Raw genomic sequence first — 25,176 nt, forward strand, 5'->3', positions numbered from 1 at the left:
AAGCGTTCACCTCAAATAACAGCATACTCATTATTCTAGCGTTTTATTAGCCGGAAGAAAACCTTCCGGAATCTATAAACTATTGCTCATCTTATTTTTCTAAATTAAACTAATGATAGACTTATAGCTATGAGGAGGGGTTCCATGAAAACAAAAGCAAATGAAGAATTGGACAAAACATTGGCTCGTGCTAGACGCCAAACACTCGGGGATTTATTAGCCAGAACTCGAGAACGAATGCCGGACAAACTCGCCATCATTTATGGAGAAAAAGAACTGAATTACGCCGAATTGGATGATATCGTAAACCAGACGGCTCGCGCATTCATTTCTAACGGCATGCGTAAAGGCGATATGATTAGCGTCATGTCCAAAAACAGCCTTGATTTTGTCGTCGTAACATTTGCCTTGGCACGTATCGGAGCAGTGATGATTCCCATCAATTATATGCTCTCCACCGATGATGTGCGGTATATTTTAGAACACGCCGAAGTGAATGGAATGATTGCTTCTGCCGAATATACCCATGTCTTGGATCCATCTGCCGAAAGACTGGAGATCAACCATCGTTATTTAATGGATACAGATGAAATGGAGGGCTTAAACGACGGATGGGTACCATTAGCACACGCGCGTGTCGGAAAGACGAAATATTTTGTTGACGCAGAGATCGATGATGATGACCTTGCCCACGTGCTCTATACGAGCGGAACCGAGTCTAAACCAAAAGGGGTTATGCTTTCCCATAAAAGCATTATTAGCGAATATGTGAGCTGTATTGTTGATGGCAATATAGAACCAACAGACATATCGATTCAAGCGATGCCGCTCTACCACTGTGCCCAACTCCACGTCTTTCTCGGTCCCAGCATATATGTAGGCGCCACCTGTATCATTCTGGAAGCAGCAAAACCGGATCTAATTCTGGAGTCGATTGAAAACAAAGGAGCAAGTCAACTGTTTTGCCCGCCAACTGCGTGGATCGGACTACTAAGATCGCCTGATTTTGATCACCGCGATTTGTCTTCTTTGGAAAAATGCTATTATGGTGCGGCAATTATGCCCCGCGAAGTTTTGAAAGAACTCTCCGAACGTTTACCGAACGCCCGCTTTTGGAACTTTTATGGACAAACGGAAGTTTCTCCGCTCGCCACCGCTTTACAACCCGAGGATCAATTGCGAAAGCTCGGCTCGGCAGGTGTGCCCGCTTTAAACGTACAGACGAAAGTCGTCGATGATAAGGATGAAGAAGTTTCCCGCGGAGAAATCGGTGAAATTGTTCATCGTACGCCTCATGCCATGAAAGGCTATCTGCACGATCCCGGAAAAACAGCAGAAGCCTTCCGCAATGGCTGGTTCCACAGCGGTGATCTGGGCGTTATGGACGAGGAAGGGTATGTCACGATCGTCGACCGCAAAAAAGATATGATCAATACAGGCGGAGTGAACGTATCCAGCCGCGAAATTGAAGAAGCGATTTATGAAATGGATAACGTATCGGAAGTTGCTGTTGTCAGCGTACCGGACCCCTATTGGATCGAAGCGGTGATGGCCATTGTCGTTCCAAAACCGAATGTTCCATTGGAAAAAGAAGAAGTAATCGAATTTTGCCGAGAAACGTTAGCTAAATATAAAGTGCCTAAATTTGTGGAGGTAACCGATGAATTACCGAAAAATCCTAGCGGCAAAATTCTCAAACGCGACCTTCGCGATCGATATCAGGAGACGTGATCGTTAACTTTTTTTCATAGCATGACACCACACATTGACATTTCATCCTAATATGTGGTGTCATTCACTCCCATACGGAAAAACGCTGATTGATGGTATCATATAGATCCATTTTTCTTTTTGGTAAAGCCAAGGACTTCAAATTGCAACCAAATAGGAAGCACGCCCCCCTTCCCATTAAAACCTCTGAATAATAAACGCTGTCGCGATCGCCGCAATAATCACGATCATAATATGGCCTCTGAAATAGGCAATCACAGCTGCCACAAGTCCGCCGATGATTCCAACGATCGGCGCGCCCGGTTCAACCGTAAATATTCCCGGTACGATTAAAGCACCGAGCGCCGCGTAAGGAATTGCCTTTAACCACTTGTTCACCCACCCGGGAAATTGTAGGTGATCCATAATAAATACCGGCAACACTCTCGGCAGATAAGTAACAATCGCCATTGCGATAATGATGAGCGTTAACGTCATTTTTCCTCCTCCTCAAGCACCCACACCCCTATCAAACTTCCGAACACAGTTGCAAGCACAATCGCCCAACCCTCCGATAGATAAATCGAAAAAAACCAGGAAAGACCGGCACTTCCGGCTGCGATGATCCCTATTTTCCAGTAAGCGCGAATGGCCGGAACAAGCAATCCGATAAATAGCGCGTAAAGAGCAATCCCCATGCTGTCGCTTAACGCTTCCGGCACGATGTTGCCAATAAAAGCGCCAATCCCTGTGCCAATGACCCACATCCCAAATGCACCCGAAAAAATGCCTAAATAAATGGCAGCAGACGGCTGACTACCTAATTCTTTTTGTCTAAGGGAGGCGAGGGCGAAACTTTCGTCCGTTATCCCTTGGGCAAGTAACGTCTGCCATCGTTTCGGAATGTGCTGCAAGTTGCTGAACAAAGAAATACTCATAACAAAGTGACGCACATTTAAAATAAACGTTGCCAGTACAATCTCGAGGCCAGCCGTTCCAATCGCTAACATATTCAGCGCCATAAATTGACTGGCTCCGGCGTAAACGGTCATTGACATCAATAATGCATGAAAAAACGAAATTCCCGTTTGCACCGCGAGTACACCAAAAGAAATCGCGATTGGTAAGTATCCGAGAATGACCGGGACAGCAAGTTTTAATCCATGCCAATAATCTTCCGAATATGTAGGGGGATGTATTTCCTTTAGCTGTTCTTCTCTCATTGCTGTCATCCTTCGTCCGCATAATACATAATCACTTGCAAAACCGTCTCTATATTGGAACGATTTTCATATTGGTGGGGAACATTTCCCGAAAATTGAATGCTTTTTTTCTCATCCAGCGTGTATGTCTTATCGTGAATGGTTATTTCAAACTCCCCAGCCTTCACGGTAATGTATTCGCGCACCCCCTCAGGATGAGGCAAAGAGTCATAATTAGCGCCCGGTCGCAAAATCATCGTATACACTTCAAAATGAGTCTCGGGATCAAATGGAAAAATAAGGTACAGACGGCAACGACCGTTGTCTTCTTCCAAATCGGGGGTTTTCTTTTGTTCCGCAACGGTGACGACTTCTACTTCTTGTTTAATTAAAGAAGAAAACGACATATTTAGCCCGGTGGCAATCCGCCACACCGTCGTGATCGTCGGGTGAGTCTCCCCTTTTTCGATTCGGTAAAGCATTCCTTTGCTAACACCGGTACGTTCGGCCATTTGATCAAACGTCCATCCTTTTCTTTTTCTGATTCGTTGCAAATTTTGCCCTACCCGCTCGTGTATGTCGATGAACCTCACCCCTTTTATTCCTTATAGTAAATAATAACATACTATATTAAACGAAAAAAGGAAGACAAACGTTTTTTAATGGTTTTGTCTTCCTTAATTAGGGACTGCTGAATAGCGGAAAAAGACTGGCACATAAGCATTTTCCGTTGCTGTTGTCGAAGCTGGATGCAAGGAAATCCATCCTATAAACAAAAAAACCCTTGCACTTCTGGCAACGTACGGAGGGACGGTGCTGCAATGGCGAGCCTCCAGCGGAAAAACGGACGCGTCAAGCCCCCGCAGCGCCGGTTTTGCGCGAGGAGGATTGACCGTTCGTCCGCGGAAAGCGAAGCCATGGAAGCGGCATCCCGGCTGCAGCTGATAGCTGCAAGTTGTTCAGCATTCCCTAATTATTATTATTTCATGCCAGATTGATAATCCGCTTGTCTCACGTCATCCGGAACCATATTGCCACCGGTGCCCCAGAGCAAATGCGTAGCGTTGGTGAGTTTTTCTTCATCGAGCCCTTGTTGCTTCAAATATTCTTTTCCCGCCGCCGTTCCAATTAAGTTGTAAGGGCCGGGGAATCCGGCAAGAGCCGAAGGTTCCAAATACATCCCTTCTGCATCTATTAATTGCCGCAAAAGTTGATAAAGATGTTCATCCCGAACCGTATACATACCGCTGACCATCTTCTCGACCATTTTTCCGGCGAAGCCTGAAGGTCTGCCTACCGCCAGCCCATCTGCGACTGTACGGTTACTCAATCCAAAATCTTCTACACTCACTTTTTCATGCATTCCTGTCAATAAACCGAGAAACATCGCCGGCGATTCCGTCGGCTCTGCAAAAAAACAATGAACCGCATCCCCAAAGACTTGTTTCAAACCAAAGGTGACACCTCCCGGTCCACCACCAACGCCGCATGGCAAATAGACGAGCAATGGATGGGCTTCATCAACTTGAATATGTGCGGTTTCCAGCTGTTTTTTTATGCGAAGCGCCGCGACCGCGTAACCCATGAACAAATCCCGGGACCATTCGTCGTCGACAAAATAAACATGAGGGGCTGCTTCAGCGGCTTTGCGACCTTCCGTGACAGCCCGAGAGAAATCTTCAGCATGTTCAACGACAGTGACACCGGCGCTCCGCAGCTTTTCCTTCTTCCACTCTTTCGCATCCACGGACATATGGACTTCCACGTTAAAACCGAGTTTCGCGCCCATGATCCCAATGCTTAAACCTAGGTTTCCGGTTGAGCCAACCATGATGCCATATTGTTGAAACAACGCGCGGGCCTCTGCGCCGGCGAGCAGGCTGTAATCATCGCTTGTTTGAAGCAACCCATGCTCCAACGCCAAGTGTTCCGCGAATTTTAATATTTCGTAAATCCCTCCGCGCGCTTTAATGGACCCGGATATCGGCAATTCGTGATCTGCTTTCACCCATAGTTTCCCGGGTAAATCCACACGGTAATGGCTCGATAAATCGGATTGCATCTTCGGAATTTGGACAATGCTTGATTCAATCAACCCCTCTTCCTCCGCTGTCTCCGGGAACAATGTGGCAATAAGCGGTTGAAAACGTCTGAACCTTGCCGCTGCTTCTTTTATATCCACCAAGGATAAAGAAAGAGACGAACGATAATCGTTAAACGATTGATCATTCGGGTTTAACCAGACGACTTCCTCCGCCCGTATGATTCTTTCAAGGGCCGGATGGCGCTCGGTCCACGTTTTCAACGTATGTCCGAGAATATATTGCTCCTCCATGAAAAAACTCCTTCGTGTGCTTTAATAGAAAAAATAAGCATGTTTTCAGAGCGCCGGCGATATATTTGATAGTAGAGAGCTTGTCTCATCCGGGACACTTTATGCGAATAATTGTTTGTGAGGTCGTCTGCCATGTTTTCAACAAAACGCAAGGAAAGCATTGCCCGTTTTATGTACCGTTGTTTTATGGTTACATGCGGCGCTATTTTAACAGCCATCGCGATTCAACTTTTTCTGATCCCGAATTCTGTCATTGACGGCGGGGTCATCGGCGTCTCGTTAATATTGAATGAACTTACCGGTTTGGGCTTCGGCATTCTCGTACTTGTTATTAATATACCCTTTTTGTTGTTTGGATTAAAACAAGTGGGCGCAACTTTTTTCCTGACCTCATTGTATGGGATTGTCATTCTGGCGATTACGGAGCAACAGCTTCATCAATTTACGACTTTTATCCATGAACCGATGATCACTACGCTGTTTGGAGGATTTATTCTCGGGGCGGGGATAGGGATCGTCATCCGCTACGGTGGAGCACTTGACGGAACGGAAATTCTCGGCATTTTACTGACGAAAAATGTTCCTTTTTCCGTCGGCGAATTTATCATGTTTATCAATATTTTTATTTTCACATGGGCCGGGTTTGTGTTTGGTTGGGAACAGGCAATGCTATCGGTCATCACTTATTTCGTGGCATCGAAAACCATTGATGCAGTCATACAGGGCATCGACGAAACAAAAGCGGTCGTCGTTGTTTCCAATAAGTATGCTCAACTCAGTTCCGCAGTCGTGCATCGCTTAGGGCGATCATTAACGGTTATGGACGGGCAAGGTGCCTTCACCCATAGCGACAAAGAAGTGTTGTACATCGTTGTCACTCGCTTGGAAGTGATGAAATTAAAATCCATCGTTTTTGAAATCGATAAAGAAGCATTTATTACGGTCATGAATGCGCAAGAAGTACACGGAGGAAAGTTTAAAAACGACCTTCATTAAAAAAAGTTAGACCCCCCATTTTTGTGGGAGGTCTTTTCTTATCACTAATCAGCCTTCTCGCATTGCTTTCTCTTTTCGGATGACGATTCGCTGAAAAGGAAATTCTTCCGCTCGTTCCGGGATCGGAAAACGATTAAACTCGGCTACAATTGTCCGTTCATGCTCTGCGATCACTTTCAACAGTTCTCCTTCATATTTCACGGTTTCTCCGATTTCAAATAAATTTTCTTTCTCTTCCATTGTACATCTCTCCCTAAAATCATTGGGCTTTTATTATTTTAGCATACATGGAAGAGTAAGAGCACATTTATTTGACTAAGAAACGATGAAAAATGAAGATGGTTATTTTTCTCGCGTTCGCTTATCCATGATAGTCATTGATCAATTCAATAACTGTTTTCTGTTCTGATACAGACTCATGATTTTGTTCTCTTTGTTCCTCTGTGTTTGCCATATGGATCATCCCCTTTGTTTTGTTATGTTTATTGTAAGGTATTGTTATAATACAGTCAAGATAAATTTATGATTTTATATAACAATGTGCTTTAGTCCAAAATTAGAAAACTCTTTTCGCCAAGCTTTTATGGCGAAAGCCTTAGTTGCACTTATGTAGGGATTGCTGAACAACTTGCGGCTATCAGCTGAAGCCGGGATGCCGCTTCCATGGCTTCGCTTTCCGCGGACGAACGGTCAAGCCTCCTCGCGCAAAACCGGCGCTGCGGGGGCTTGACGCGTCCGTTTTTCCGCTGGAGGCTCGCCATTGCAGCACCGTCCCTCCGTACGTTGCCAGAAGTGCAAGGGTTTTTTTGCTTATAGGAGGATGGATTTCCTTGCATCCAGCTTTGACAACACCAACGGAAAATGCTTATGTGTCAGTAATTTTCCGTTATTCAGCAGTCCCTATGTAGGTAAGAAAGTTGATTTATACTTTCTTACCTACCAAAAAAAGCACTCTGAAACCAGAGCGCAGCGATGATCCAAGACTTCAATGAGGATTTAGGGTTTATATGTGTTACCGGAATTGATCTTTTTCATCCTGTATAATAACAGGTTGCGAGATAATATCCGTAATGACTTTGTCCTCATCCAACATAAACGCGATACGGGCGTCAATATGGAGCACACCTGCTACGTTGGATTCCAACCCTTTCGATAACGCATCGGGCTTTTCGACGTCCGACCACCGGAGACGCCGAATTTTTGTGACCCTTTGCACGTGAAAAGCCAATTTGTTTCGGCTTTTTTCCAAAAGCATCAATTTGTTTTCTTTGCTTGCTGCATGGGTCTTCACATTAAGAACATTGGCAAGGTTGACAACCGGGATCCATTCATCCCGTAATTGGATCACTCCTTCGACGGAAGGATGCCGGTTTGGTGATTCCGTGACCTCCGACGTTTGAATAATTTCCCTTACATTGAGAATATCAATCGCGAATAAAACATCACCCACCTCATAAAGAATCACTTCGAGCTGATCGTTCCCTTGCGAATCCGGCGATTGAGAGAAAACGGACGTTTGTGTTTTCATCTTTATATGGCGCAAGCTGAATGCTCGTCACCATTGCCCCCTTTTCCTTATTTTGATTCTTTTTTCCTATTTTTATCCTAGCACATCTTCCATAAAAAGAAAAACCCGAGGAACGTTTTTTCTCGATCCCTCGGGTTTATTGCTTTCTTTTATGCTTATAAATCTTCAATGGAGTCAATATCCATATATTCGGGAACCACCAAACCTAGCGCTGCTTCCGCTTCCATATTGGCACCTAAATTCTCCACATCATCTTCGATTGGATCATAGTAATCTCCGTGTGTATCAGGCAACCATGCTCCGAGCATTGCATCGGCATCGCCATCTGCGACCGCTGTATACATATAATTCGCTTCCACATTGGTCGTTTGCACATCATACCCCATGTCTTCCAACACATGCACCATCACGCTCACCGTGGAGTAGTCCGTTTCCCACGGCCCGTGAACAATTTCAAACGTTTCTCCGTCCACTTCGTCTACGCCTTCTGTCCAACTGTTCACTAGATCTTCATTTTCGTCAACCCAAGCTTGCCCAGCATCTAATGGATCTTGCTCTTCAATAACTATATCATGCATGATTTCTGACATATCGTCAGCTGTCCATTCAAAATTATCCAGAATTTCATAAGCTTCCGGATGGTCCTCTTGCAATCCTTCACGGACGAGTGTATCGATGTCCTCCGGCTCCCCAAAAGACATTTCCGGATCGTCAAGGTATTTAAGGTCATGTTCAACAAATTTCCAGTGCGGATCCCATCCGGTAATAACGATCGGCTCTTCATTTTCGATGGCTTCTTCCATCTCCGCGATCATCGCGGTTTCTGAACTTGATTGCAGCGTCCAGTCATCAAGGTTATCATAATCCTCGAGCGCTTGTTCAGCGGCTGCCATTATCCCGGCACCTGGATCGATGCCCACAATCGTATGATCCATTTCTTCAGCATATTCAGAGGTTGCGTCGCCATTGTCATCCTCGGCGACCGTGTCTTCCCCTTCATCATCTGCGCCACAACCGGCGGCTACAAAGATGAGCGAAAAGCTTGTACATGTACCTAAATGTGTTAAAAATTTAGCCATGATTTTCTTCTCCTTTTCGCTTATGTTATGTATTCAGCCCAAAGACATTCATCTTTGGGCTGAAAGACCGGCTTATTTTATTCTTGCAGATCTTCAATCGACTCAATATCCATGTAAGCCGGAACAGTTAGACCAAGTTGTGCGCCATCTGGCATGTTTGGCCCAAGATCTTCGTATTCATCTTCATAGTCCGCATGATAGTCTTCATGTGTGTGTGGCAACCATACAGCAACAGATGCATCAGCATCACCGTCAGCCACAGATTGGAACACAGGGTTTGCTTCCATCTGGTTCATCTCAACTTCATAACCGACACTTTCAAGAACGTTTGCGATTACATTCGTGGAGGCAATTTCCGTATCCCAAGCAACAAGGGAAAGGGTGAGGCTTTCGCCATCTCCTGCATCTTCATCCACGCCGTCTGTCCATTCGGATACAACATCTTCGTTGGCATCTACCCAGTTTTGGGCAGCCTCGGCTTCATCTACGTCATCTTGAATTTCAAGCATGACTTCTTCCATGTCCTCTTCTGCCCATTCAAAGTTGTCAAGAATTTGATATGCGTCCGGATGCTCGTCTTCGAGTCCTTCACGTGCGATCGTGTGTATACTTTCAGCATCCCCGTACGAGTCTTCCGGATCATCAAGAATCTCTAGATCATACTCTTGAAATTTCCAGTGCGGCGTCCACCCGGTGATGAAAACAGGGTCCTCATTTTGATAAGCATTATCCAACTCCTGGATCATCGCTGGATCAGAGCTTGTCTGTACGCTCCACTCATCAAGTTCGTAATCATCAATCGCTTGTTCCGTTGATTGTACAACGCCTGAACCTCCGTCAATGCCGACGATTGTATGATCAACTTCTTCGCCGTAATCCGCTGCTTCACCGTTCGCGTCGTCTTCGTCATCATCGTCGTCTTCGTCTTCTTCTGTGTCTTCGGCGTCGCCATTGTCGTCCTCGGCGCCTGCGTCCTCCCCTTCATCATCTGCGCCGCAACCGGCGGCAACGAGTGTAAGCGAAAGTCCGGTGGCAATACCGAGACGTTTCCAGTGCTTAATCATCGATTAACACCTCTCCCTTTCTATTATGTTAATTAACCCCCCTGCGCGCTGCCAGCGGCAGGGAAGTGTTTTCGGAGGTCAGACTTCAGAAGCCAGAGGTCGGAAAAGGCATTTTACAGTAAATGAACAATGATCTTCCGACTTCTGAAATAACATCATGACCCGGCGTATCTAAAACCCTTTTATGGAAGTTTCATTTATGGCTCTTCACCAAAATCTATGGCTGACAACCTAGGGGCAATTATGATTGGTAGTGACCGCTACGGAAAAACACGACGCTTTCCGTGGGCCCCGAGCTCAGCCTCCTCGGAAAAAAAGAAGTTCGCTTTTTTCCTGCGGGATCTTCGCCCTGCGCTTTCCCACAGGAGTCTACGTGTTTTTCCTTCGCTCGCTAGTGGTGTTACCATATTTAATCACGAATATCAACCATTGATTTTAGTGTTGACCCTCATTTATTATTTATTTTTTCCTTCTAAGTTGAAAACCGGCGGTTAAACGGTCAAGAATGATTGCTACGATAACAATCGCGATGCCAGCTTCAAAACCACTGCCCACATCATTTCGCCCGACTGCAGTATAGACAACATCCCCGAGGCCGTCGGCACCGATCATGGAGGCAATGACAACCATCGATAAGGATAACATAATCGTTTGGTTGACCCCGGCCATAATCGTTGTCTTGGCCATTGGAAGTTGTACTTTATATAGTTTTTGCGCCGGTGTGGAACCGAACGCGTCCGCAGCTTCAGTAACCTCGGAAGATACTTCCCGGATGCCCAAATTCGTTAAGCGTATGGTCGGGGGCATCCCAAAGATGATAGATGCAATAACCCCCGGTACCATTCCGATACCGAAAAAGGCAACGGCCGGGATCAAATAAACGAACTGCGGCAACGTCTGCATGAAATCCAGGATCGGTTTAACGATTGCTTCAACCATCCTGCTTTTTGACATCCAAATGCCAATCGGTATCCCGATCAAAATGGAAATAAATGTCGCTGCCAGCACGATGGAAAGCATAAGGATCATATCATCCCAAAATTGAAGGTTATCGATGAGTAATAAACCTAAAAAGACGAATAGGCTTAAACCAATCTTCCTGCCAGCAAAGAAAAAAGTTAAAAGGGGAATACCGATAATCACAACCGGGATGGGAACAATCTCCATAATCGTCGTTAAAGCGCTCAGTATCCAAGCGATTAAGGTTTCAATTGAATCAAATATGATGTCCGCATTGGTTAACCAATCAACAAAACGCTCAATCCAATCAGCGAGAGGAAGGCTCGGAAACAGATCCATCGACATTCACCTCTCCTCCTGCCAGCGCATTGAGCACTGAGCTACGCACGATAATACCACGAAGCTTTCCGTCCTGGACAACCGCTGCTGGCACTTTGCTGTTTGTAATGAGTTCAATGACTTCCGTCACCGGGGTCTCAAGATCCACCCTCGGGATGTCATTTCGGATCACACCCATGAAATCGTCTTTTCCTTCATCCACAAGCTTGGAGAGCTCATCCGCGTGGACAATTCCTAGCAATGTGCGATCACGTTTAACAACATAAATGCTTGATATGCCTTCATTTCGCATTCGCTGCAAAGCCACGCGCGGACCTTCCCGTTCCGGATTAACGGTCTCCGGCCGGTTCATGACATTTTGTGCCGTATACACTTTGGAACGATCCACATCCTCGACAAATTTCTCAACATAATCGTTCGCCGGATTTGTAAGAATTTCCTCCGGGGTGCCGATTTGCACGATGGCTCCATCTTTCATAATCGTAATCCGATCTCCAATCCTGAGTGCTTCATCCAAATCGTGTGTAATAAATATAATCGTTTTCTTCATGTTTTCCTGCAAATCCATCAGCTCATCTTGCATGTCTTTTCGAATTAATGGATCGAGCGCCGAAAAAGCTTCGTCCATGAGAAGAATTTCCGGATCATTGGCAAGGGCGCGGGCAAGTCCGACCCGTTGCTGCATCCCTCCCGATAATTCTTCGGGATACATGTTCTCATATCCTTCCAAGCCTACGAGTTTAAGAGATTCACCGGCTTTTGTGTGTCTTTCCTCTCGCTCAAATCCCTGTATTTCCAACCCATACTCCACATTGCTTTGAATCGTTCGAAAAGGGAAGAGGCCAAATTTCTGAAACACCATGCTCATGTCCCGGCGGCGAATCGTCCGCAATTTTTTTTCATTCATTTCCGCCAAGTTGTCATCGTTTAAGTAGACAGCGCCGGATGTCGGTTCGATCAAACGGTTCAGCAAACGCACGAGCGTTGATTTTCCGCTCCCCGACAAGCCCATAATGACAAACACTTCACCATCTTGGACATCAAATGATGCCTTGTTCACACCGACGGTAAGGCCTGTTTCTTCGAGAATTTCTCCTTTCGACTTGTTTTCCTTTAAAAGAGAGAGGGCCCGTTCCGGTCTTTTCCCGAATACCTTGGTCAAATTCTCAACCTTGATCTTCGCCAATGAATTCACTCCTCCGGCGATCTGTTTTTTTTTAGTAATAAGGTTCCCAATATGCCTGGGATCAATTTCAAAGCAAGGATCTATTCAACTTACAGTAATTTTATCACACTTTCACTAGCTTTGATCAACAATTTTCACCCATGCAACTATGATGTTCGTACGATTCATCTTTGTCATACAACATTTGTAAACCCAACGAATGTCCTGTTGAATTTGACGATCATGTATCTGTACAGCATCATACTTTAAATACTATACTCTTTTCGGGAGGTGAAAACAAATCGGGCAATCAAGGTTTATTGCCCATATTCTCATAATAAAATGCGTTACTTATCATAAACATATGTATTTTTGTTTTATCTATTCATATCTGCTAATATCGACAAAATACGTGTTATTGATTTGCGAATGATTTGAAAAAAAATTATTTTTTATTTATTATAACATAAAAAAGGACGTTCTTCCCCCCTTAAAAAGGCTTGCCATCCGGCAAGCCTTACGTGTATGTCACATTCCTAGACGTGTATTTCAATGTTTGCGTCTTCTTCCAAGTCATTCGTTAACGCTTCGCGGTTTTCTTGATTTTCCATTTGTTCAGCCTGGTCCCGGAGGTCATCTTCCATTTCAGAGAGCTCCGGCGGATCTTCTTCCATTTCATCGCCCATTTGTTCTTCCATCATCGCCATTTGCTCATCATAAAGTTCTTCTAATTCTTCTTCGCTTACTTCTACTTCTCCGAACTCATCTTCCATTAACTGCTCAATGCGAAGATCATCTTCCAAAATTTCATGAACTTCGTCTTCCGACATGCCCTGTTCTTCCAACACTTCATAGAATTCTTCCGTGTCTTGGCCCATTTCTTCGGCCATTTCATCGATCGCTTCATCCAAGTCTTCGTCGCTTACTTCGAGTCCGCGTTCATTCGCTTCTTGAAGAAGCAGTTCCTGTCTTGCTAGTTCATTTGCAATTTCCTCGCGAAATTCTTGGTCTTGTTCCTCATCCTCTGTAATATCCATCATCTGCGTTTGTGCTATCTGCTCTACTTGCATTGTATAAATCTCTTCAAATTCTTCTCTATCGATGCTTTCTTCGTTTACTTCGGCAACGGGGTCAGGCACGTCATCCAAGTCAATGTCCGGTTCCGGCATTTCCATTTCTTCATCCGGAAGCGCGTCACTGGCTTGCTCTTCGCCATCTCCTTCCTCTTCTCCGTTCTCTGTATCTTCTGCTTCCCCGTTTTCATCGCCATCGTCGTTGCATGCAGCCAGTCCTATCGCAAGCATAAACGACAATCCGCCAGTTACTAAAATTCGTTTCACACAAAAGCTCCTTCCTTCCACAGGCTGAGGGCATTATAACACAAAAACAGGATCACTCCGCAAACCTCATCACATTTATATCTTGTTTCATCATTGTGTCTATTTTGTGACAGGAGTGAAACCGCCATGTCATCCACTCATCGAAAATAGCGTTCACACTTTGGCGGATAATATCCAATTTCCATCAACACAATGTGCATCAGCGATCTGCATATGCGCTTTTCCCTTTTATGAATGTTCATGTCATGGGAGAGACGCCCAAACATTTCTGATCTGGTTTTCATAGGCTATCATAACGCTAACCCTTTTCGCTATACAGCCAAAACAACTGAACGGAAAGTAGGGACATTATGCAACATTCGCTTTTCCCGATAAAGGTATTTAGCCGTTGGTACACGAATGACACCGGTTTTTTTGGTTCGTCACTTACACCGGTGCAAACGAGAACAGAAGCGCATTGGATCATACGCTTTCCAATCCAGGGGATGCGTGCAGAGAATGTAATCACTTATATTGACAATCGCAATTTGCATATCCGTTTTCAACAAACGACGGAGGAAAAACAAGTAAACGAAACAACGGGCATTGTTTCTGCTTATCAAGCTTTGACGGAATGGGCGACCCGTACATCGCTCCCGACACACGTAGACACGAGCAGTTATTCCGTTATTTGTTGCAACGATCATGTGGACCTTTATTTTAATATCCTGAAAGGAGATGAGCATTGATGATCCATCATTCTCAGCAGCGGTCACGACCGCCTCATTATGAAGAGCCCTACATGTATCCGCCACGCCCTTATCCGCCTTCATTGCCGCCGATTTCCGGGCAGCCTTATGGCAGGTCCGGACCACCCGCTTATGGAAATACAGGGAAAAAGCCGAAACCACCGGCTGTCTCCGGAATTATGGCAGGATTTACGAATGAGAATGGGCAATTGGATGTACAGAAAACAATGACAACGATCGATACGGCAGTAAAAACGTACCAACAAGTTTCTCCGGTGATTAAACAGCTATCGTCGATTTTCCTGTACCGAGATTAAAGCCGGCCCGCGCGGGCCGGTGCTTTGCTTTTACACGATTTACGCCTCTGTGAACGACCGGATCGCTTTTGCTGTTTCCTTCGGCATTTCTTCCGGAAGCAGATGGCCAGTTTTCGGATAAACCGAAAGTGTCGCGCAAGGCAAGGCGCTCACGAGCTTTTCCCCTACTTTCAACGGTACGATGCTGTCCGCTTCTCCCCACAGCAAAAGAACAGGCACATGGATATCCGCAAGTTCCGCTGTTGTCAAATCGCCTTCACGGTGGCGAATAAATTTTGCCAGCGCTTGATACATCGCTTTTTCCCGTAATGGTTCTTCATAAGCGGATACGTGTCCGTCCGTAATGATGGACGAATCATAAATGACTTCATGCAAAATATTTCTGACGTCGTGTTTGCGTATATAACGTCTCAGCAAAGTTGAAAAAAAAGGAAAATATGTAGTAGTCCGTAACCAAAATGGGAGGCGGGCGATGCTTCCGGAACTTGCAAGCAACACGATTTTTTTCGGCGGACGGAGCATTATTTTTGGCAAACGGAGAGCGATTTGCCCTCCCATGGAGTGGCCGACGGGAATCACTTCGGTTTTTTCGGTCACATAGGGCTTTATAATGGCATTTACCGTTAATGCATATTGTGCGTACGAATAGCGGTATTGCAATGTTTTTTTGCTTTTTCCAAAACCGGGAAGGTCGAATGTGACGACCTCGCCGTAAAAGCATAATTCGGGAATGAGTGCCTGAAAGCTATATGCGGATGACAAGAAACCGTGAATCAATACGAACAATCGCGGAGGTGCATCATTTCCAATCGTGTTATTGGTCGCAGGATAATGTTGAACATTCATCTCTTCCGGTTGAACCGGATAGCGGTCAACGTAGCTCATAAGGTGTTTCTTGATAGACGTAATAGTTTAACCAATTGGAAAAGAGCAGATGGGAATGGGCTCTCCAAAGGAGTAACGGATCGTTGTTCGGATTCCCGCTCGGAAAATAACCGGTCGGTGCCTGTATATCGAATCCCCGCTCTCGGTCCCGGTTATACTCATCCCGCAAAGTTGTAGCCTCATACTCCGCGTGCCCGGTGACAAATACCTTGCTTCCTTCCAAATCGGATATCAAGTAAACGCCCGCGTCTTCCGAATCAGCAAGTACAATCAGTTCATCTTCCGCTTCAATATCCTCATTTTTAGTCGTCGTATATCGTGAATGCGGAACGTAAAATTGATCGTCAAACCCTCGCAAAAGCGGACTGTTCATCGCTTTGATTTCATGTTTGTAAACGCCGAATTGTTTATGGGGCAATTCAAACTTCGGTATTTGATAATGGTAGTACAGGGCTGCCTGTGCTCCCCAACAGATATGCAAAGTGGAAGTGACGTTGGTTTTGCTCCATTCCAACATTTCAACCAATTCATTCCAATAGTCCACGTCTTCGAAGGATAATCGTTCAATCGGTGCCCCTGTGATAATCATCCCGTCAAAATACTGATCTTTCACATCTGCAAACCGTTTATAAAAAGCTTCCAAATGTTCCGATGACGTATTTTTTGACCGGTGTGTACTTGGATGCAGAAACGTAATCTCCACTTGCAAAGGGGAATTCCCCAACAACCGTAAAAGTTGGGTTTCCGTCGTCTCTTTCAACGGCATTAAATTCAATATAACGATATGCAACGGACGGATGTCTTGCGTATACGCCCGTCTTTCATTCATCACAAATATATTCTCTTGTTGCAGTATATCTTTCGCCGGCAATTCACTCGGAATTTTTATTGGCATCGTTTTTCCCCCATGCTCCTTTGTTCTGCTAAGGTATTTTTATTTATGGTTCCACCACTCATCTTGAGGGCTTACCGGTGTGCGTCGCTTATGTTCGGTTACCTGGTAATAATGGATCAGCTTGTTCTCGACTTTGTCACTAGTCGTTTTTCCTTCCAGAAAATCATCAATTTCATCATATGTCAATCCCAATGCTTCTTCATCTGAAAGGCCGGGCCTATCATCTTCCAAGTCGGCCGTCGGGGTTTTCATATAGGTGGATGAAGGAGCGTCCAACATTCGTAAAAGCGCTTTGCCTTGCCGCTTATTCAATCCGTACAAAGGGACGATGTCGCAAGCTCCATCCCCATGTTTGGTAAAAAAACCGGTGATCGCTTCCGCGGCATGATCCGTTCCGATGACGAGAAGGCCAAATGCGGCTGCCACATCATATTGGACCTTCATACGCTCCCGGGCCTTTGTATTCCCTTTGTGAAAATCACTAAGCTCCCTGTCAAACGCTAGTGCAAAGCTTTTTGCGGAGGCGTCAACCGCCGGTTGGATATCAATCGTTTCCGTACGATCCGGTTGAATAAACGCGAGCGCTTCGTTTGCATCATCTTCATCATGTTGCTTCCCGAAAGGAAGACGAAGAGCAATAAACTGATAACGCCCGTTCTCCTCTTTGCGAAGTTCTTCGACTGCTTCTTGCGCCATTTTCCCCAGCAATGTTGAATCTTGTCCTCCGGATATGCCAAGTACGAAACCATTGGCCCCTGTGTGTTTGGCATAGGATTTTAAAAATCCTTTTCGCTTTTCATATTCTTCATCGGGGCTTATGGTCTGTTGCACGTTCAATGCACGAATAATCGCTTCCTGTTGCATTGCATTTCCTCCCCGCTATGATTCATCATCGATAAATTTATTCCATTGTTGGTATAATCCCTCTGCTAACAGTACACGTCTTTGATGATTTCCGAAGAGGTCAAAATGGGACAATCTCCCCCGTTCGTGAATCCATTTTTCCTTCAAACCGTATGCCTTTCCCCATTGTACCAGTTTATGGTAATCCCCGCAGGCTACTTTCGTCACAGAATCACAGTTGGGAAAACGGTCATCTAACCAATAATGGGTAATAATCGCAATTTCGCCGGCCGTCGCTCGCGCTTTCCATTTTTCCAGTTCGTACTTATCGATCCCAAAGGCCATAGCGAAATTATTCGCTTCCCTTTTTTTGTTTCTTTTCCCGTTCATATACGTCGTGCCATTCCGGCAAGCGTTTTTTCATGGAACGGGGGCGAAAACGTTCACGGTCTACGATCACATGGGTCGTCGTCCCATTTACGCATAATTGACCATCTTCATTATAAATGGCATAGCCGTACATCGCCCGTATTCCATCGTAATCCTCGATCCATGTCTCTATACGGACGGTTTCCCCATATCGTATCGCTATTTTATAAGACAAGTTTGCTTCCGTTACCGGGGCAAGCACACCGCTCTCTTCCAATTTTGCATAAGAAAAACCCAAATCGTTGATAAGTTCGGTCCGGCCGATCTCGCACCATATTAAATACTGGGAATGGTGTACGACCCCCATTTGATCTGTTTCCGCATATCGAACTTGTATGTCGGTGGACGCTTTTTTCAAACATATACGCCTACTTTCATTTCGTTTATGGAATTCTTTAAGCTTGCGTGACAAACCTTCTTTCTCTTTAGAATAATAAACAATTATCATTCAATCAAGAAAAAGGAATCTTAAATTAGAAAAATTGGCTTTTCGCCAAGCTTTTATGGCAAAAGCCTTCGCTCAACTTATGCAAGTAAGAAAGTTGATTTATACTTCTTATCTACTAAAAAAAGGCCGCCTCTCCTTGTAACAAGATAGCGACAGCCGATGTTCAACATACGGGTTATTTTCTTTTGGCATCCAAGCGTTCTTCAATTCGATTCATCGCTTCCCGATCATTAAGAATCGCTTCGCGATTGTCACGTAACAAATCGATAAAGCGTACATTTTTGATTCTTCGCATAGGAACGCCTCCTTCTTTTCTTCTATTATCGGTAAATTTTTTGATTTTTATACACGCAGCCGAGGGGTTACATACCATTCGTCAGCCTCATTCACTGTCATGAGGAAAACATCTTCGATCGCATTATAGCCATGGTCGATTAACCCGTCTTCGAGCTCTTTACGGGTCATGATTTTTTCCATGTTATAAGTAATAACTCTTCCATCGCTAATAATTACTTTGGGATATCCCGTGTTTTGTGGACTTAGTCCCAAATCATGCGGTGTCACTGATTTATAAGGGCTTCTTTTAATGACACTAATGACTCCATTCGGTTCCAATACTGCGTAATCAATTTCATTTAAATCCGGCGCATCATTTTGCCTAAGATCCATTAATAATTGTTCAATGGTAATATTGCTGCGTTTAAGCATATAATCGAGAATCTGCCCTTTTTCAATAATGATAAATGGTTCATCTTCAATCACTCTTCTGAAGCGAGGGAATTTCAAGCTGGCATACGAGAGAAGCCAGTGTAAAAACGCAATCATGGCAGCACCGGCAAAAGGACCGGTCAGCGCTTCATCACCACTTGCAACAGTTTCCCCTATGACATCCCCGATCACAACACCGAAAATAAAATCAAGCGGATCAATATTTGCCATAGAACGTTGGCCGATCACTTTCACCATTAAGAATATGTATACATATACAAAGATTGCGCGAATGATAAATCCATAAAACGGTAAATCCTGTGCCCCTGTCCATATGTTTGTAATATTGTCCATTATTATCCCATCCCACCTGATGATGTCATCCTTCATCTTTTGCAGATTGCATGGAAATATTCATTGTTTAAATATGATACGTGAAATTTTAATTTGAGAACCACCGAGAGGAATAATTGACCCTGTTTATGGTGGTCTTGAACGGCTCATAGTACCATTTCGGTGCCATGAACGGGGCCATGTGGAGGTAGAATAAAAGTTGGACACACAAAATTGGTGCGTTGTTACAATGGATCTAAAGGAGTGTGCCGATAGTGCAACATCATGATATAGAATTTAAGCGGTATGCGGTGAAACTCATCGTTCAGGAGGGGAAAAAGCGAGCGGATGTCGCGAGAGAGCATGGGATCTCCGATAGCACGCTGGAAAATTGGGTGAGAAATTATCGGGAGGACAAGGGAGACGCCCTTTTCGGAAACGGTTATCTCACGCCAGCGGAAGAGCAGCATCAAAGGGATATGAAACGAATTGAGGAATTGGAAGAAGAAGTGGCGATTCTAAAAAAGGCGGCGGCCTTCTTCGCCAAAAACCAGGCGTAATCTATGCCTTCATCGAGGAACACCGACACGAGTTTCGTGTGGCGAAGATGTGCAAGGTTTTAGGTGTTTCCAGAGGCGGCTATTATGAATGGCGTAACCGTGCGCAATGCTCGCAAAAACAGCGGAAGGCATCCATCGTCGAAGCCATAAAAGAAATCTTCGTTCAATCCCGAAAAACGTATGGGAGTCCGCGGATAACGATGGAACTGTATAAACAAGGCTTAACGGTCACACAGAAAACGGTCTCGACTTATATGCGAGAATATGGGCTTCGTCCAAAGAGCGCCAGTAAGAAAGGGAAAAAGACAACGGATTCCAATCATCATCAACCGATTTATCCCAACCTGCTTAAACGAGATTTTCATACGGAGCAGCCCGGCGAGACTTGGGTGGCGGATATCACCTATATCTGGACCCGGGAAGGCTGGCTTTATCTAGCATCAGTGATGGACTTATTTTCTCGAAAGGTCATTGGCTGGAATATCAGTCACCGTCTCACGAAAGAACTGGCTACGACTGCCCTACATCGGGCTATGCGCCTTCAACCGCCGCAAGAGGGACTCATCCATCATTCGGACCGGGGGAGCCAATATGCGTCCCATGACTACCAGGCCATTCTCCGGGAACACGGCATGCGCACAAGTATGAGCCGGAAAGGCGATTGTTATGACAATGCGTGCATCGAGTCTTTTCATGCAACCATCGAAAAAGATCTGCTTGCGCATGAAACCTACGATACACGGGAGGAGGCTAAGATGAGCGTTTGGGAGTATATTGCCTGCTTTTACAACGAAGAACGCACGCATTCCACCATTGGCTATGTGTCGCCTAACCAATTCGAACGGCAGTATAGACAAGCTCAAGGAGGCGATACGACGGCGTAACGAAAAACGCGGAAAACAAGCATGATCGTTATTGCTGGGAGCCGTGAACTTTACCTTTGACAGCTGTGCCCGATTCCGCGATCCGACGGTTGGGGATCGGGGCCCCCGGCCGCAGGATCGTGTGAATCGATCGGTTCGTGGTATCCTAAGCATGCGGCTGATGCTAACATGAGTTTTTTCTTCCAGCCGCCATCAGATGCACACCACGAACCGAAACAGCTGTCAAAGGCGGCGGATTTGGAGAAGAGTCGCTTGAAACTTGAAGACTGAAAAGGCACCAATTTTTGTGCTCGTATTATTGACATAACTCCACATGGCACCGAAAACATGTAAAATCAACCAATCTGAGGTTCCATAAACGACCAAATAACACCTTAAAAATGCTAAATTTCGCATTTTGAGATGTACCCGTCCATCCTGCTTTTACCACACTCAAAACAAAAAAACCTAGCCGCTTTGGCTAGGTTTTTTCGTTTAAGCTTTCGCTTCTGCCGCCAGTTTATCGCGAAGAACCATAGGCAAGATTCCACCGTGACGGTAGTAATCAATTTCCACCTCACTGTCGAAACGCACGACAGCTTCGAATGTTTTTGTGTTTCCATCGTGGTCCTCTGCTGTGACGGTTACGAGTTGCCGTGGCTTGACATTTTCGTCAATGTCTACCCGGAACGTTTCTTCACCGGTTAAGCCTAGTTCGTCGGCGCTTTCGCCCTCTTTAAATTGAAGAGGCAAAACGCCCATTAGCGCAAGGTTGCTGCGGTGAATCCGTTCAAAACTTTTGGCGATAACCATTTTAATGCCCAGGAGCGTCGTTCCTTTGGCTGCCCAATCACGAGAACTTCCCATCCCGTAATCGTCACCTGCAAGCACGACGAGGCCGGTGTTATCTTTTTTATATTCCATCGCCGCATCATAGATTGGCATAACTTCACCGCTCGGCCAGTGCGTGGTAAAGCCGCCTTCTGTTCCAGGCGCTAACTTGTTGCGAATGCGGATGTTCGCGAACGTTCCCCGCATCATCACTTCATGATTTCCACGACGGGAACCGTAGGAGTTAAACTGTGCCGGCTTTAATCCTTTTGATTGCAAATACTTTCCTGCCGGGCTGTCTTTTGCAATCGAACCTGCCGGAGAAATATGGTCGGTTGTTACCGAATCTCCGAACTTGCCAATGGCCCGCATTCCGCTTAAGGTCTCAATCGCCTGAGGGTCTTTTGACAGATTTTCAAAGAACGGCGGATTCTGAATATACGTGGACGCCTCGTCCCAATCATAGAGAGTAGCATCATCCGATGATTGAAACGCGTTCCAACGCTCATTGTTGTCAAATACGTTGCTGTACTCTTCTTTAAAGAGTTCAGGTGACACATTATCTTGAATGAACGTTTGCACTTCAGACGTGCTTGGCCATAAGTCGTTGAAAAAGACATCGTTTCCGTCTTTGTCTTTCCCGAATGAATCTTTGCGAAGATCGACATTAACGGTTCCCGCGAGCGCATAAGCCACGACTAGCGGCGGGGAAGCCAAATAATTGGCACGCACGAGCGGATGAATTCTGCCTTCAAAGTTACGGTTCCCGCTTAGCACCGAGGAAACGAGCAAATCATTGTCTGCGATCGCTTGCTCCACTTCTTCCGGTAGTGGGCCGGTGTTGCCGATGCACGTCGTACAACCATATCCAACGAGATTGAAACCGAGCTCGTCTAAAAACGGCATTAACCCTGAATCTTCAAGATAACGGGTGACAACTTTTGATCCGGGAGCGAGGGATGTTTTCACATACGCCGGAACATCCAGCCCTTTCTCAACCGCTTTTTTGGCCATTAAACCTGCACCGATCATCACGGACGGATTGGAGGTGTTCGTACAGCTCGTAATCGCCGCGATCGTTACGGCTCCGGTAGGGAGCGTGGACGTTTCGCCATTCGGATGCGTAATCTCCACTTGTTTGTCCAATTCATCTCCATCAAGTCCAAAACCTTGATTGCCTTCCGGACCGGTAACGGCTTCTTTGAACGATTGTTGCATATCATTGAGTTCGATCAAGTCTTGTGGCCGTTTCGGACCGGCCAACGCCGGTTCAATATTGTCCAATTTCAAAGGAACCACTTCTGAATAGTTCGGCTCGATGGCATCCTCGCTGTAAAACAACCCATTTTCCTGGCAATAGGCTTTTACAAGCGCAATTTTCTCTTCGCTCCGTCCTGTCAGACGCATGTAATTCAAAGCTTCTTCATCGACCGGGAAAAATCCGCACGTTGCGCCGTATTCCGGTGCCATGTTGGAGATCGTGGCACGGTCAGCAAGCGACATGGATTTCAATCCGGGACCAAAAAATTCGACGAATTTGCCGACGACGTTTTTCGAACGCAACAGCTGGGTGACTTTCAATGCCAAGTCCGTTGCGGTCGCACCGTCAGGAAGGCTGCCTTCAAGCTTCACGCCAACCACTTCGGGAGCAGGAAAATAAGACGGTTGTTCCAACATGCCCGCTTCCGCTTCAATCCCGCCGACGCCCCATCCAAGGACTCCGAGACCGTTAATCATCGTCGTATGGGAGTCCGTGCCGACGAGCGTATCCGGATAGGCGACCTTTTCTCCTTGGTCATTTTCTTTTACGTGCACAACATTCGCCAAGTATTCCAAGTTCACCTGGTGAACGATGCCGGTTGCCGGCGGAACAGCGCTGTAATTGTCAAACGCTTGGGTTGCCCAGCTTAAAAGCTTATAACGTTCTTCATTCCGCTCAAATTCGAGATTCATATTCCGCATCAGTGAATCGTTTGTGCCGAACTGGTCCACTTGCACGGAGTGATCAACGACGAGGTCTGCCGGAATCGCCGGATCGATCGACGCCGGATCGCCCCCTACGTCCTCCATCGCTTTTCGAAGCGAAGCAAGGTCCACGACCGCGGGAACCCCTGTAAAATCCTGAAGAATCACGCGGGATGGCTTAAACGGCACATCTTCGGTCCCGCCATCCTTCGTTCCCCAGTTGGCAAGGCTTTCCACGTGTTCCGAAGAAATCACTTTGCCGTCTTGTTGTCTCAGTAAAGATTCCAGTAATACTTTAATTGAATAAGGCAACTTGTTAATGTCGCCGATACCCGCTTTTTCCAAAGCGGCGAGGTCGTAATAATAGTAGGTTTCATTTCCTACATTCAGCGTTTTTTTCGCCTGATACATGTCGTTGGTTTCTCCCATGTATACCCCTCCTCTGTCTCTATCATATAACAATCTGTTAAAAATGTCGAAGCAAAACTAGCATCAAACCTCTCATGGGAGTTTGACAGTATTAAAAAAGCAAGGAGATGTGCTAAACTAGTCTTAAGAGTTTAGAACGTGGTGGTGAGCAACGTGGGTACAGATATATTTATGTGGTTGATTGTCCTTTGGTCTGTGTTCATGATTGTGTTCATGTTTATCGGCGGCTTTTTCATGTTTCGGAAGTTCCTGAAACGCCTTCCGAAAGAAGATGGGAACTCCATTCTCGACTGGCAAGACTACTATCTTGAAAAAACCCGCCATCTTTGGACACGCGAGCAAAGCGATTTACTGGAAGAACTCGTCTCGCCCGTTCCTGAATTGTTCAGGGACATCGCCCGTGAAAAAATCGCGGGGAAGATCGGAGAGCTGGCGTTAGATGAGCACGCAAAACAAATGAACGAAGACTTGATTATCCGCGGTTATATTTTGGCAACCCCGAAACGTGACCATAAATTTTTGCGAAAAAAACTGGATGAAAAAGAGATGGATTACAGCCAATATGAACAGCTGTTTGATTGAAAAAACCGGGATTCCGTTTTGGGAATCACCGGTTTTTTCACGTTCTTTCTCTCATGGGCACGTCCATGATCGGGGTGTTGATTTCTTGTTGTTTCTTTTTGAACATAAAAAGCATGGCAATGCGCCACGGAAGAATCATCCCGTATGCAAGCAAGAAAAACATCCCAGCCAGTTGAGGGAGATGGATTTGTTCCCCGATGATGAGCTTGATAAGCACACGGACAAGGAGCAATCCCATCAATAAAAAAATAAACAATTTGGATCTTTTCATATAGATATCGCCATTGTGTATTTCAAAGCGTGACGTGCGAATCAATAAATAAGAAGCTGCGGCACCGACCATCAGTGGCGCAATAATACGGGCAATGGGAAGATGCGTGGGTTCATATAAAAACATCAAGAAACCGGTGCTCATCATGAGTGGCGGGATAATGATTTTTTTCACAGTTGCCGGTTTTTTGATGGCTTTCATTCGCACTATGATAGCGAACGTCCCCATCATGGCCGCGCCAATCGTTGTAAGTATAAAAAGTAATGTTGTCTCTGTTATATTGCCCACCTCCTTCGTACAACTTAATCATACCTTTTTCAAGTAAGGTGATCAATATATGGCCGAAACGAGAAGTGACCAAAAACAAAAAC

The 25,176-nt window shown here is 45.5% G+C and carries 27 protein-coding genes and 1 pseudogene; 7 read left to right on the forward strand and 21 right to left on the reverse strand.

Going from position 1 to position 25,176, the window contains the following annotated elements; genetic code table 11:
- Nucleotides 1–144 precede the first annotated feature (144 nt).
- On the forward strand, nt 145–1,731 hold the full coding sequence (locus tag HUG20_RS09545) for a fatty acyl-CoA synthetase (RefSeq protein WP_200090283.1): 1,587 nt from the start codon (nt 145–147) through the stop codon (nt 1,729–1,731).
- 177 nt (nt 1,732–1,908) lie between these two features.
- Here the strand turns inward: HUG20_RS09545 and HUG20_RS09550 are convergent, their stop codons facing one another.
- The 3 genes from HUG20_RS09550 to HUG20_RS09560 are packed head-to-tail and all read right to left on the reverse strand — an operon-like array spanning nt 1,909 to nt 3,466.
- On the reverse strand, nt 1,909–2,208 hold the full coding sequence (locus tag HUG20_RS09550; RefSeq protein WP_200090284.1) for an AzlD domain-containing protein: 300 nt from the start codon (nt 2,206–2,208) through the stop codon (nt 1,909–1,911).
- The gene (locus tag HUG20_RS09555; protein WP_200090285.1) at nt 2,205–2,933 is read right to left on the reverse strand and encodes an AzlC family ABC transporter permease; all 729 of its coding nucleotides are present in this window, start codon (nt 2,931–2,933) and stop codon (nt 2,205–2,207) included. The genes HUG20_RS09550 and HUG20_RS09555 overlap by 4 nt, the downstream gene beginning before the upstream one ends.
- A gap of 5 nt (nt 2,934–2,938) precedes the next feature.
- Nucleotides 2,939–3,466, reverse strand: a complete 528-nt coding sequence (locus HUG20_RS09560; RefSeq protein ID WP_200090286.1) for a helix-turn-helix domain-containing protein — start codon at nt 3,464–3,466, stop codon at nt 2,939–2,941.
- Nucleotides 3,467–3,725: 259 nt separating this feature from the next.
- Here HUG20_RS09560 and HUG20_RS19475 point away from each other — a divergent pair, with 259 nt between their 5' ends.
- The gene (locus HUG20_RS19475; protein ID WP_281392550.1) at nt 3,726–3,857 is read left to right on the forward strand and encodes a hypothetical protein; all 132 of its coding nucleotides are present in this window, start codon (nt 3,726–3,728) and stop codon (nt 3,855–3,857) included.
- A 34-nt stretch (nt 3,858–3,891) separates the two neighbouring features.
- On the opposite strand, the gene dsdA is transcribed toward HUG20_RS19475, so the two are convergent.
- Complete coding sequence (gene dsdA, locus HUG20_RS09565) at nt 3,892–5,247, reverse strand: D-serine ammonia-lyase (RefSeq protein WP_200090287.1); 1,356 nt, start codon at nt 5,245–5,247, stop codon at nt 3,892–3,894.
- Between the two features lie 132 nt (nt 5,248–5,379).
- Here dsdA and HUG20_RS09570 point away from each other — a divergent pair, with 132 nt between their 5' ends.
- Nucleotides 5,380–6,243 carry a YitT family protein gene (locus HUG20_RS09570; protein WP_200090288.1) on the forward strand — a complete coding sequence of 288 codons (864 nt, stop codon included), beginning with the start codon at nt 5,380–5,382 and terminating at the stop codon, nt 6,241–6,243.
- A 48-nt stretch (nt 6,244–6,291) separates the two neighbouring features.
- Here the strand turns inward: HUG20_RS09570 and HUG20_RS09575 are convergent, their stop codons facing one another.
- From HUG20_RS09575 to HUG20_RS09605, 8 genes are all read right to left on the reverse strand, one after another.
- Nucleotides 6,292–6,483 carry a hypothetical protein gene (locus HUG20_RS09575; protein ID WP_200090289.1) on the reverse strand — a complete coding sequence of 64 codons (192 nt, stop codon included), beginning with the start codon at nt 6,481–6,483 and terminating at the stop codon, nt 6,292–6,294.
- Between the two features lie 397 nt (nt 6,484–6,880).
- On the reverse strand, nt 6,881–7,012 hold the full coding sequence (locus tag HUG20_RS19480; protein ID WP_281392551.1) for a hypothetical protein: 132 nt from the start codon (nt 7,010–7,012) through the stop codon (nt 6,881–6,883).
- 243 nt (nt 7,013–7,255) lie between these two features.
- A complete protein-coding gene (locus HUG20_RS09580; RefSeq protein ID WP_200090290.1) occupies nt 7,256–7,786 on the reverse strand; it encodes a chemotaxis protein CheW in 531 nt (176 codons plus the stop codon).
- Between the two features lie 140 nt (nt 7,787–7,926).
- Nucleotides 7,927–8,850, reverse strand: a complete 924-nt coding sequence (locus HUG20_RS09585) for a glycine betaine ABC transporter substrate-binding protein (RefSeq protein ID WP_200090291.1) — start codon at nt 8,848–8,850, stop codon at nt 7,927–7,929.
- A 77-nt stretch (nt 8,851–8,927) separates the two neighbouring features.
- Nucleotides 8,928–9,914, reverse strand: a complete 987-nt coding sequence (locus HUG20_RS09590) for a glycine betaine ABC transporter substrate-binding protein (RefSeq protein ID WP_200090292.1) — start codon at nt 9,912–9,914, stop codon at nt 8,928–8,930.
- Nucleotides 9,915–10,373: 459 nt separating this feature from the next.
- Entirely contained in the window at nt 10,374–11,213 is an 840-nt protein-coding gene (locus HUG20_RS09595) for an ABC transporter permease (RefSeq protein ID WP_200090456.1), read from the reverse strand.
- On the reverse strand, nt 11,182–12,399 hold the full coding sequence (locus HUG20_RS09600) for a quaternary amine ABC transporter ATP-binding protein (RefSeq protein ID WP_200090293.1): 1,218 nt from the start codon (nt 12,397–12,399) through the stop codon (nt 11,182–11,184). The genes HUG20_RS09595 and HUG20_RS09600 overlap by 32 nt, the downstream gene beginning before the upstream one ends.
- 515 nt (nt 12,400–12,914) lie before the next feature.
- The gene (locus HUG20_RS09605; RefSeq protein ID WP_200090294.1) at nt 12,915–13,718 is read right to left on the reverse strand and encodes a SurA N-terminal domain-containing protein; all 804 of its coding nucleotides are present in this window, start codon (nt 13,716–13,718) and stop codon (nt 12,915–12,917) included.
- Nucleotides 13,719–14,068: 350 nt separating this feature from the next.
- On the opposite strand from HUG20_RS09605, the gene HUG20_RS09610 reads away from it, so the two are divergent.
- Complete coding sequence (locus HUG20_RS09610; RefSeq protein WP_200090295.1) at nt 14,069–14,446, forward strand: hypothetical protein; 378 nt, start codon at nt 14,069–14,071, stop codon at nt 14,444–14,446.
- Nucleotides 14,446–14,763 carry a YppG family protein gene (locus HUG20_RS09615; protein WP_200090296.1) on the forward strand — a complete coding sequence of 106 codons (318 nt, stop codon included), beginning with the start codon at nt 14,446–14,448 and terminating at the stop codon, nt 14,761–14,763. The genes HUG20_RS09610 and HUG20_RS09615 overlap by 1 nt, the downstream gene beginning before the upstream one ends.
- A gap of 39 nt (nt 14,764–14,802) precedes the next feature.
- Here the strand turns inward: HUG20_RS09615 and HUG20_RS09620 are convergent, their stop codons facing one another.
- From HUG20_RS09620 to HUG20_RS09650, 7 genes are all read right to left on the reverse strand, one after another.
- Nucleotides 14,803–15,648: an alpha/beta fold hydrolase gene (locus HUG20_RS09620; protein WP_200090297.1), complete on the reverse strand. Its 846-nt coding sequence runs from the start codon at nt 15,646–15,648 to the stop codon at nt 14,803–14,805.
- Nucleotides 15,635–16,543, reverse strand: a complete 909-nt coding sequence (gene metA, locus HUG20_RS09625) for a homoserine O-acetyltransferase MetA (protein WP_200090298.1) — start codon at nt 16,541–16,543, stop codon at nt 15,635–15,637. Before metA ends, HUG20_RS09620 begins: the two co-directional genes overlap by 14 nt.
- 39 nt (nt 16,544–16,582) lie before the next feature.
- Entirely contained in the window at nt 16,583–17,407 is an 825-nt protein-coding gene (gene nadE, locus HUG20_RS09630) for an ammonia-dependent NAD(+) synthetase (protein ID WP_200090299.1), read from the reverse strand.
- Between the two features lie 15 nt (nt 17,408–17,422).
- Nucleotides 17,423–17,776 (reverse strand): hypothetical protein, encoded by a 354-nt coding sequence (locus tag HUG20_RS09635; protein ID WP_343073209.1) that lies wholly within the window; start codon nt 17,774–17,776, stop codon nt 17,423–17,425.
- Nucleotides 17,739–18,173 carry an acyl-CoA thioesterase gene (locus HUG20_RS09640; protein ID WP_200090301.1) on the reverse strand — a complete coding sequence of 145 codons (435 nt, stop codon included), beginning with the start codon at nt 18,171–18,173 and terminating at the stop codon, nt 17,739–17,741. The genes HUG20_RS09635 and HUG20_RS09640 overlap by 38 nt, the downstream gene beginning before the upstream one ends.
- Before the next feature lie 265 nt (nt 18,174–18,438).
- Complete coding sequence (locus tag HUG20_RS09645; protein ID WP_200090302.1) at nt 18,439–18,558, reverse strand: FbpB family small basic protein; 120 nt, start codon at nt 18,556–18,558, stop codon at nt 18,439–18,441.
- Between the two features lie 47 nt (nt 18,559–18,605).
- Nucleotides 18,606–19,316: a DUF421 domain-containing protein gene (locus HUG20_RS09650; protein ID WP_200090457.1), complete on the reverse strand. Its 711-nt coding sequence runs from the start codon at nt 19,314–19,316 to the stop codon at nt 18,606–18,608.
- Between the two features lie 260 nt (nt 19,317–19,576).
- Here HUG20_RS09650 and HUG20_RS09660 point away from each other — a divergent pair.
- Nucleotides 19,577–20,748: pseudogene (locus tag HUG20_RS09660) on the forward strand (IS3 family transposase).
- 474 nt (nt 20,749–21,222) lie between these two features.
- Here the strand turns inward: HUG20_RS09660 and acnA are convergent.
- Nucleotides 21,223–23,952, reverse strand: a complete 2,730-nt coding sequence (gene acnA, locus HUG20_RS09665; RefSeq protein WP_200090303.1) for an aconitate hydratase AcnA — start codon at nt 23,950–23,952, stop codon at nt 21,223–21,225.
- A 171-nt stretch (nt 23,953–24,123) separates the two neighbouring features.
- Between acnA and HUG20_RS09670 the strand changes: the two genes are divergently transcribed.
- Nucleotides 24,124–24,534, forward strand: coding sequence for a DUF2621 family protein (locus HUG20_RS09670; RefSeq protein WP_200090458.1), 411 nt, complete (start codon nt 24,124–24,126; stop codon nt 24,532–24,534).
- Between the two features lie 37 nt (nt 24,535–24,571).
- On the opposite strand, the gene HUG20_RS09675 is transcribed toward HUG20_RS09670, so the two are convergent.
- The gene (locus tag HUG20_RS09675) at nt 24,572–25,093 is read right to left on the reverse strand and encodes a CcdC family protein (protein ID WP_343073210.1); all 522 of its coding nucleotides are present in this window, start codon (nt 25,091–25,093) and stop codon (nt 24,572–24,574) included.
- Between the last annotated feature and the right edge of the window lie 83 nt (nt 25,094–25,176).

It is taken from the genome of Salicibibacter cibi, from assembly GCF_016495865.1.
In the GTDB taxonomy this organism is placed as follows: Bacteria; Bacillota; Bacilli; order Bacillales; family Marinococcaceae; genus Salicibibacter; species Salicibibacter cibi.

Excerpts from the sequence above, each read along its gene's own strand:
- HUG20_RS09545 (WP_200090283.1), top strand. The coding sequence starts at position 145 with ATGAAAACAAAAGCAAATGAAGAATTGGACAAAACATTGGCTCGTGCT.
- HUG20_RS09575 (WP_200090289.1), bottom strand. The coding sequence starts at position 6,483 with ATGGAAGAGAAAGAAAATTTATTTGAAATCGGAGAAACCGTGAAATAT.
- HUG20_RS09610 (WP_200090295.1), top strand. The coding sequence starts at position 14,069 with ATGCAACATTCGCTTTTCCCGATAAAGGTATTTAGCCGTTGGTACACG.
- HUG20_RS09645 (WP_200090302.1), bottom strand. The coding sequence starts at position 18,558 with ATGCGAAGAATCAAAAATGTACGCTTTATCGATTTGTTACGTGACAAT.
- HUG20_RS09590 (WP_200090292.1), bottom strand. The coding sequence starts at position 9,914 with ATGATTAAGCACTGGAAACGTCTCGGTATTGCCACCGGACTTTCGCTT.
- HUG20_RS09550 (WP_200090284.1), bottom strand. The coding sequence starts at position 2,208 with ATGACGTTAACGCTCATCATTATCGCAATGGCGATTGTTACTTATCTG.
- nadE (WP_200090299.1), bottom strand. The coding sequence starts at position 17,407 with ATGCAACAGGAAGCGATTATTCGTGCATTGAACGTGCAACAGACCATA.
- metA (WP_200090298.1), bottom strand. The coding sequence starts at position 16,543 with ATGCCAATAAAAATTCCGAGTGAATTGCCGGCGAAAGATATACTGCAA.
- HUG20_RS09555 (WP_200090285.1), bottom strand. The coding sequence starts at position 2,933 with ATGAGAGAAGAACAGCTAAAGGAAATACATCCCCCTACATATTCGGAA.
- HUG20_RS09615 (WP_200090296.1), top strand. The coding sequence starts at position 14,446 with ATGATCCATCATTCTCAGCAGCGGTCACGACCGCCTCATTATGAAGAG.
- HUG20_RS09570 (WP_200090288.1), top strand. The coding sequence starts at position 5,380 with ATGTTTTCAACAAAACGCAAGGAAAGCATTGCCCGTTTTATGTACCGT.
- HUG20_RS09635 (WP_343073209.1), bottom strand. The coding sequence starts at position 17,776 with ATGAACGGGAAAAGAAACAAAAAAAGGGAAGCGAATAATTTCGCTATG.
- HUG20_RS09595 (WP_200090456.1), bottom strand. The coding sequence starts at position 11,213 with ATGGATCTGTTTCCGAGCCTTCCTCTCGCTGATTGGATTGAGCGTTTT.
- dsdA (WP_200090287.1), bottom strand. The coding sequence starts at position 5,247 with ATGGAGGAGCAATATATTCTCGGACATACGTTGAAAACGTGGACCGAG.
- HUG20_RS09670 (WP_200090458.1), top strand. The coding sequence starts at position 24,124 with ATGTGGTTGATTGTCCTTTGGTCTGTGTTCATGATTGTGTTCATGTTT.
- acnA (WP_200090303.1), bottom strand. The coding sequence starts at position 23,952 with ATGGGAGAAACCAACGACATGTATCAGGCGAAAAAAACGCTGAATGTA.
- HUG20_RS09620 (WP_200090297.1), bottom strand. The coding sequence starts at position 15,648 with ATGAGCTACGTTGACCGCTATCCGGTTCAACCGGAAGAGATGAATGTT.
- HUG20_RS09585 (WP_200090291.1), bottom strand. The coding sequence starts at position 8,850 with ATGGCTAAATTTTTAACACATTTAGGTACATGTACAAGCTTTTCGCTC.